At 72.8% G+C, this 6859-nt stretch carries 5 protein-coding genes and 2 pseudogenes; 4 read left to right on the forward strand and 3 right to left on the reverse strand.

All coding sequences use genetic code 11. The features are described 5' to 3' along the window. Positions 1 to 214, forward strand: a pseudogene (locus AB8Z36_RS26850) (hypothetical protein); the annotation flags it as partial. A gap of 125 nt (positions 215 to 339) precedes the next feature. Continuing rightward, positions 340 to 963: a response regulator gene (locus AB8Z36_RS26855; RefSeq protein WP_440582000.1), complete on the forward strand. Its 624-nt coding sequence runs from the start codon at positions 340 to 342 to the stop codon at positions 961 to 963. Between the two features lie 199 nt (positions 964 to 1162). Here AB8Z36_RS26855 and AB8Z36_RS26860 read toward each other — a convergent pair. Further along, positions 1163 to 1768, reverse strand: a pseudogene (locus AB8Z36_RS26860) (phosphatase PAP2 family protein); the annotation flags it as partial. A gap of 246 nt (positions 1769 to 2014) precedes the next feature. On the opposite strand from AB8Z36_RS26860, the gene AB8Z36_RS26865 reads away from it, so the two are divergent. Next, on the forward strand, positions 2015 to 2833 hold the full coding sequence (locus tag AB8Z36_RS26865; RefSeq protein WP_369215958.1) for a hypothetical protein: 819 nt from the start codon (positions 2015 to 2017) through the stop codon (positions 2831 to 2833). 69 nt (positions 2834 to 2902) lie between these two features. On the opposite strand, the gene disA is transcribed toward AB8Z36_RS26865, so the two are convergent. Then, the gene (gene disA, locus AB8Z36_RS26870; protein ID WP_369215959.1) at positions 2903 to 4027 is read right to left on the reverse strand and encodes a DNA integrity scanning diadenylate cyclase DisA; all 1125 of its coding nucleotides are present in this window, start codon (positions 4025 to 4027) and stop codon (positions 2903 to 2905) included. Between the two features lie 79 nt (positions 4028 to 4106). Next, complete coding sequence (gene radA / locus AB8Z36_RS26875; RefSeq protein ID WP_369215960.1) at positions 4107 to 5516, reverse strand: DNA repair protein RadA; 1410 nt, start codon at positions 5514 to 5516, stop codon at positions 4107 to 4109. Positions 5517 to 5700: 184 nt separating this feature from the next. Here radA and AB8Z36_RS26880 point away from each other — a divergent pair. After that, positions 5701 to 6859, forward strand: a 1159-nt coding sequence (locus AB8Z36_RS26880; RefSeq protein WP_369215961.1) for an RNA polymerase sigma factor, incomplete at its 3' end; no start/stop codon positions are given.

A 6859-nucleotide genomic window follows, 5' to 3' on the forward strand; every position in this document is an offset into this window, starting at 1 on the left:
GGACCGGACCGCGTCGGACCCGCCCGAGGAACGCGCGCCGACCCCCGCCCCCACGGACGCCGACTGCGCCTACTACCGGGCCGAGGACCGGCTCTTCTCCGCCGTCCCCTACTTCAGGCTCTGCTTCGGCAGGCACGGCGCCGACGTGGGCCGCCTCGTGGACAAGACGGTGATCCCCACGGCGAACGAACTCGAACAGACCGACACGTCCTGAACAGCCCGACGCCCCATGAACCGACGGACCGACGGACCGACCGACCTACCGACCGACCCACCAACCGATACAGAGGGAAATCCGTGACAGACCCCATCCGCGTCCTGCTCGCCGACGACGAGGCGATGATCCGCGCGGGCGTCCGCGCCATCCTCGCCGCGGGCAAGGACATCGAGGTCGTCGCGGAGGCCGCGGACGGGCGCGAGGCCGTGGCCCTCGCGCAGGCCCACCGGCCCCACGTGGCGCTGCTCGACATCCGTATGCCGCGCCTGGACGGCCTGGCCGCGGGCGAGGAGATCGTACGTACGGTGCCGGGCACCGCGGTCGCCATGCTGACGACGTTCTCCGAGGACGCGTACGTCTCCCGGGCCCTCGGCGGCGGAGCCACCGGCTTCCTGCTGAAGTCAGGCGACCCGCACGAACTCATCGCGGGCGTACGGGCGGTGGCGGACGGCGCCGCGTTCCTCTCGCCCAAGGTGGCCCGGCACGTCATCGACGGCTTCGAGGCCCGCCGGGTGAACCGGGGCGCCGCCGCGCGGGCCCGCGTCGAGGCCCTCACCCCGCGCGAGCGCGAGGTCCTCGGGCTGGTCGGCGCGGGCCTGTCCAACCCGGAGATCGCCGCCCGCCTCCACCTGGTGGAGGGCACGGTCAAGGCGTACGTCAGCGCGGTCCTTGAACGCCTCGGCGTCAAGAACCGCGTCCTGGCGGCGATCGTCGCCTACGAAGCGGACCTCGTCCCCGGGGACTGACTGATCTGGTCACCGGGCGACCGGATCACCGCCGGTGCGAACCACGCCGACGCGAGTCCTGCCCGTGAGGGTCCTGCCCGTAAGACTCCTGCCCGTAGGAGTTCTGCCCGTACGCGTCCCGCCCGTACTGATCATGGCGGCGGAATGTCATCGTCGGGGTGTCGTACGCCGCCGGATCGGCCGCCGGGGACGGCGCGAGCGCGGGACCGGGGCCCGCGAACCACTTCACGACCGCCGTGGACGACCCCCGCATCGACTGCGCGACCCGCGCCACCGGACGCGTGGTGAGCCGCACGACCCCATACGTGATCGCGGCGCCGAAGACGAGCCCGACCGCCACGTCGTGCGGGTAATGGACGCCGACGAAGACCCGCGAGGCGGCCATGAGCACCGCCATCGGCACCGTCAGGGCCGCGATGCGCGACCAGGCGAGCGCGAGGCCGACGGCGGCGGCGCCCGCGATCGTGGAGTGGTTGCTGGGGAAGGACCAGTCGCCGTAGGCGGGGCACTCGACGAGCGGCTTCAACGCTCCGGACACCGCCCGGCAGGGCCGCTCCTCGTCGATCACGGACTTGAGCGCCTCGCTGCACACGTACGCCACCGCCGTGGCGAGGGGCGCGAGCACCGCGATGGCCAGCGCGCGCGGGTCGCCGCGACGGGCCCGCCACCAGGCGACGACGAAGAGCACGCCGAAGAGCAGCAGCCCCAGCTCCGTCCACACCTCCGCGAGGTGCTGGAACCACGACGGTGTGTCGTGGGCGAAGTCGAGGGTGTCGCGGTAGAGGTCGTCGTCCATGGTGTCCATGATTATGGACGGTACGGAGTGGCTCCGAATCCGCGCATCCGGCGATCGACCCGTCCCCGACCCTGACGATCGACAGGGGTGGAGGGGGGTTCGGGCGGATTGCGGCCGATACCTGGCCATGACCAGACCGATACCCGGCCACGACCAGGCCGTGGAACGGGAACCAGAATGATGATCGAACAAACTTTGTCACTCAGGACGGCGGGTGGGGCGGGAGAAGAGCCACTTCTCTCGTAAGGTTTGGGCGTGGGATCTCTGCGCAATCCGGTCGGGCCGCTTCCCTCCACCATCTACTGGCGTCGGAGGGCCGTTCTGCTGTCCGTAATCGGCCTATTGGTGCTACTTGTCGTGTGGATCGTCACCATGGGTGGCGGTGGCGGGAAGAACGGCGCCAACGGGCCGGGCGAGAACGGACCAGCCACCTCCATCACCCCGGGCCCCTCCGAGTCCGGCCCCGCGATCAGTCAACACCCCGGCGGGCGCGACGAGTCGGACGACGGCTCGGGTGACGGCGACGGGGACGGAGACGGTTCGGGGTCGGGCGGTTCCGCAGGTTCGGGCGGCTCGGACGCGGGCGGTTCGGCGGGCTCCGGCGGCGGTTCGGGCGACGACGCCAAGGGCGGCGGCGGCTCGGGCGACCGGCTCCCGGCGGGCACGCGGCTGCCCGACTGCGTCAAGGGCGACGTCAAGCTGAAGGTCCGCAGCGTCCACAACACCTACGAGATCGGCGAGAAGCCCAAGTTCGAGCTGATCGCGGAGAACGGCGGCGGCAAGGCCTGCAAGGTCGACCTCGGTGGCAAGGGAACGGTTCTGACGATCACTCAGGCCGAGGGCGACGACACGTTCTGGGCCTCGGACGACTGCCCCGCCGGTGACGGCAGCCTGCTGCTCCGCGTCCCGGCCGACGGTCGCGTCACCCACACCGTGGAGTGGGACCGCACGGCGAGCGCCGACAAGTGCGCCACGCCCCCGGCGAAGAAGGCCGCCCCCGGCACCTACCTGGTCGAGGCCAAGGCACCCGGACTCGGCACCGCCCAGGCTTCGTTCGTCCTGGAGAAGGACTGACGCGGTCGAAGGGCCGACGGTCGAAGGGCCGATAGGCGAAGGACTGACGGACTCGGTCCGTCGGCCGCCTCAGACGTACCGCTCCAGGATCGACGACTCCGCGAGGCGCGAGAGGCCCTCGCGGACGCTGCGGGCCCGTGCCTCGCCGACGCCGTCCACCGTCTGGAGGTCGTCGACGCTGGCGGCGAGCAGCTTCTGGAGGCCGCCGAAGTGCTCGACCAGGCGGTCGATGATGGCGCCGGGCAGCCGCGGGACCTTGGCGAGCAGTCGGAAGCCGCGCGGCGAGACCGCGGAGTCCAGGGTCTCGGGGGAGCCCGTGTACCCCAGGGCGCGGGCCACGGTGGAGAGTTCGAGCAGCTCGCTGTGGGAGAGGGAGTCCAGCTCGGCGAGGGCCTCGTCGACCGTGCGGGAGCGCTTGGCGGTGGGCTCGGGCACATAGTCCCTGACGACCAGCTCGCGCTCGGGCTCCACGCCCGCGATCAACTCGTCCAGCTGGAGGGCGAGAAGGCGGCCGTCGGTGCCGAGCTCGACCACGTACTCCGCGATCTCGGTGGCGATGCGGCGCACCATCTCCAGGCGCTGGGCGACCGCGGTGACGTCCCGCACGGTCACCAGGTCCTCGATCTCCAGGGCGGAGAGCGTGCCCGCGACCTCGTCGAGGCGGAGCTTGTACCGCTCCAGGGTGGCCAGGGCCTGGTTGGCGCGGGAGAGGATCGCCGCCGAGTCCTCAAGGACACGGCGCTGACCGTCCACGTACAACGCGATCAGGCGCATGGACTGCGAGACGGAGACGACGGGGAAATTGACCTGCTTGGAGACGCGGTCGGCGGTGCGGTGCCGGGTGCCCGTCTCCTCGGTGGGGATCGTCGGGTCCGGCACGAGCTGCACACCGGCCCGCAGGATCTTGGTGATGTCCTTGTCGAGGACGATGCCGCCGTCGAGCTTGCACAGCTCACGCAGGCGCGTCGCGGTGAACTCGACGTCCAGGATGAAACCGCCCGTACACATCGACTCCACGGTCTTGTCCCAGCCGAGGACGATGAGACCGCCGGTGTTGCCGCGCAGGATGCGCTCCAGGCCGTCGCGCAGGGCCATGCCGGGGGCGACGGCGCTCAGGGAGGCGCGCATCAGCCCATCGGCAGCGGAGCTTCCGCCGGGCTTGCCGGGATTCGCTGCCCGGTCGTTGGCTGCCACTGCACTCCCTCGGTCGCAGGTTCTCCTGGCCTCTTCCGTACGCCTGACTTCGTACGGGTGGGCGAGACCAGGGCAAAGTCTACCGGCGCTCTTCCTCCTCCCGTGGGGCCTCTCGGCGACGCGACCTCGGCAGGACCCGCAGGGCGTCACCCATGTCGGCGACTTCGATGACCTTCATACCGGGCGGGATCTTCCCCGGATCGGCGGGCACGAGCGCGTGCGTGAAGCCCAGGCGGTGCGCCTCCGACAGTCTGCGCTGGACGCCCGTGACCCGTCTGACCTCGCCCGCCAGGCCCACTTCCCCGATCGCGACGAGGTTCTTCGGCAGCGGGGTGTCACTCGCGGCGCTGGCCAGGGCCAGGGCGACGGCGAGGTCCGCGGCGGGCTCGGAGAGCTTCACCCCGCCGACCGTCGCGCTGTAGATGTCGCGCTTGCCGAGGGCGGTGATCCGGCCGCGCTGCTCCAGGACGGCCAGCATCATCGAGACGCGGGAGGTCTCCAGACCGGAGGTGGTGCGGCGGGGGCTCGGGATCTGGGAGTCGACCGTGAGCGCCTGGACCTCGGCGACCAGGGGGCGGCGGCCCTCCAGGGTGACGGTCAGACAGGTGCCGGGGACGGGCTCGGCGCGGCGGGTGAGGAAGAGGCCGCTGGGGTCGGCGAGGCCGGTGATGCCCTCGTCGTGCAGCTCGAAGCAGCCGACCTCGTCCGTCGTGCCGTAGCGGTTCTTGACGCCGCGGACCAGGCGCAGGCGCGCGTGCCGGTCGCCCTCGAACTGGAGGACCACGTCGACGAGGTGCTCCAGGAGGCGGGGGCCCGCGATCGCGCCGTCCTTGGTGACGTGGCCGACCAGGAGCGTGGACATGCCGCGCTCCTTGGAGGCGCGGATCAGCGCTCCCGCCACCTCGCGGACCTGCGCCATGCCGCCCGGCGCCCCGTCGATCTCCGGGGAGGCGACGGTCTGCACCGAGTCCAGGATGAGCAGCGAGGGCTTGACCGCGTCCAAGTGGCCGAGGACGGCGGCGAGATCGGTCTCCGCGGCCAGGAACAGGTGGTCGTCGATCGCGCCGATGCGGTCGGCCCGCAGGCGCACCTGGCTCGCCGACTCCTCGCCCGTCACATAGAGCGTGCGGTGCGCGTCGCTCGCGGCCTTCGCGGCGACGTCCAGGAGCAGTGTGGACTTGCCGACGCCCGGCTCGCCCGCGAGCAGCACCACGGCGCCGGGGACCAGGCCGCCGCCGAGCACCCGGTCCAGCTCGGGCACGCCGGTCGAGCGCGCGGTGGCCTGGCGGCCGTCGACCTCGCCGATCGGGACGGCGGATGAGGTGACGCGGCCGGGGGCGGTGGTGCGGACGGCGGGCGCGCCGTACTCCTCGACGGTGCCCCAGGCCTGGCATTCGGGGCAGCGGCCGAGCCACTTGGCCGTCTGCCAGCCGCATTCGGTGCAGCGGTAGGACGGACGGTCCTTGGCGGATTTCGTACGGGCAGCCATGGTCGGAACCGTAGCGGAGGCCACTGACAACGCCGTCGCCCGCGGTTCACCACCCCCTCGGCGGCGGGTCCCCGTGTGCGGAATGATGGGTTCCTGTCCCCTTTCGAGGGATTGGTTCACCCGTAAGGATTAAATACGCTCAAGGTGGCGGAAGGGGCCTGCATCATCCGCCTACCTTCGCACGGTGACGACCAGCAGGCCGGAATCCCCAGTGAACGCGACCGGCGCACACCGGGCGCACCGTGACGCCCGCAAGCGGGTGGTGCCCCGCCAGGCGCCCCGGACGACCCCGCACGCGCGCTACGAACCCTGTCTGGACGGCCTGTTCACCTACTGCCTGTCCGTCCTGTGCGACCACGAGGCGGCGACCGCGGCCCTCGGCGACGTCCTGCACATCGCCGAGCGCAGGGGCTCGCGCGGCCCGGAGTCGGCGGGCGAGCTGAAGCCCTGGCTCTACGCACTGGCGCGCTGGGTCTGTCTGCGCCGGCTCGCCGAGGCCAAGCGCGGCCACCGCGCGGGCACGGCCCCCGGAGCCCGCGAGGAGTCCGCGGAGACCGAGCGGGAGCGCCGCGGGGAACTGGCCCGGCTCGCCTGGCCGGAGGCCGCGGGCACCACCCCCGAGCAGCGCGAGGCGCTGGAGCTCGCCGTGCGCCACCAGCTCACCCCCGCCGAGGTCGCCGCCGTGCTCGGCCTCGACCCCGCCAAGGCCCGCGAGCTGCTCGCGTCCGCCGCCTGCGAGGTCGAGCGCACCCGCGCCGCCCTCGCCGTGGTGGAGACCGGGAGCTGCCCGATCGTGGCCCGCCTCACCGGCGACCATCAGGTCCTGCTCGGCGCGGCCCTCCGCCGCGAGCTGGTCCGGCACGTCGACGACTGCCCGCGCTGCCGCCGCACCGCCGAGCGCGCGGGAGCGGGCGCCTGGCCCGGCACCGCCGTCAGCCCCGCCACACTCCCCGTCGTGGCGGCCCCCCGGGCCGCCCTGCACCAAGCGATGGCGCACGGCCCACGCGCGCGCGGCGCCCACCCCCGCTATGACCGGCGCGGCTTCCCGATGGACCCCAAGGACCACGCCGCCCGCAGGGACCGCCTGCGCGCGCGTGCCGTCACCACGACCGTCGTCGCCACCGTGGTGGCCGCCCCCGTGCTCGCCCTCTGGGCGGCCTACCGCGGCCCGCTCACCGGCGAGGGCCACGACGGCAGTTCGGTCACCGCGAGCGACGGCGACGGCGCGGGAGGCCTCGGCAGCGACCGTACGGGCGACGGCTATGAGAACGCGGGCAATGCCCGCAAGGAGCCCGAGCCGCGCTTCACGGCGGGCAGCCGCTCGCCCGACGTCTCGGTGGAGG

This window comes from Streptomyces flavofungini (assembly GCF_041028215.1).
Lineage (GTDB): Bacteria > Actinomycetota > Actinomycetes > Streptomycetales > Streptomycetaceae > Streptomyces > Streptomyces flavofungini_B.

Bases quoted from the DNA above. Each gene is read 5' to 3' on its own strand.
- AB8Z36_RS26855 (WP_440582000.1), top strand. From the start codon at position 340: ATGATCCGCGCGGGCGTCCGCGCCATCCTCGCCGCGGGCAAGGACATC.
- radA (WP_369215960.1), bottom strand. From the start codon at position 5,516: ATGGCTGCCCGTACGAAATCCGCCAAGGACCGTCCGTCCTACCGCTGC.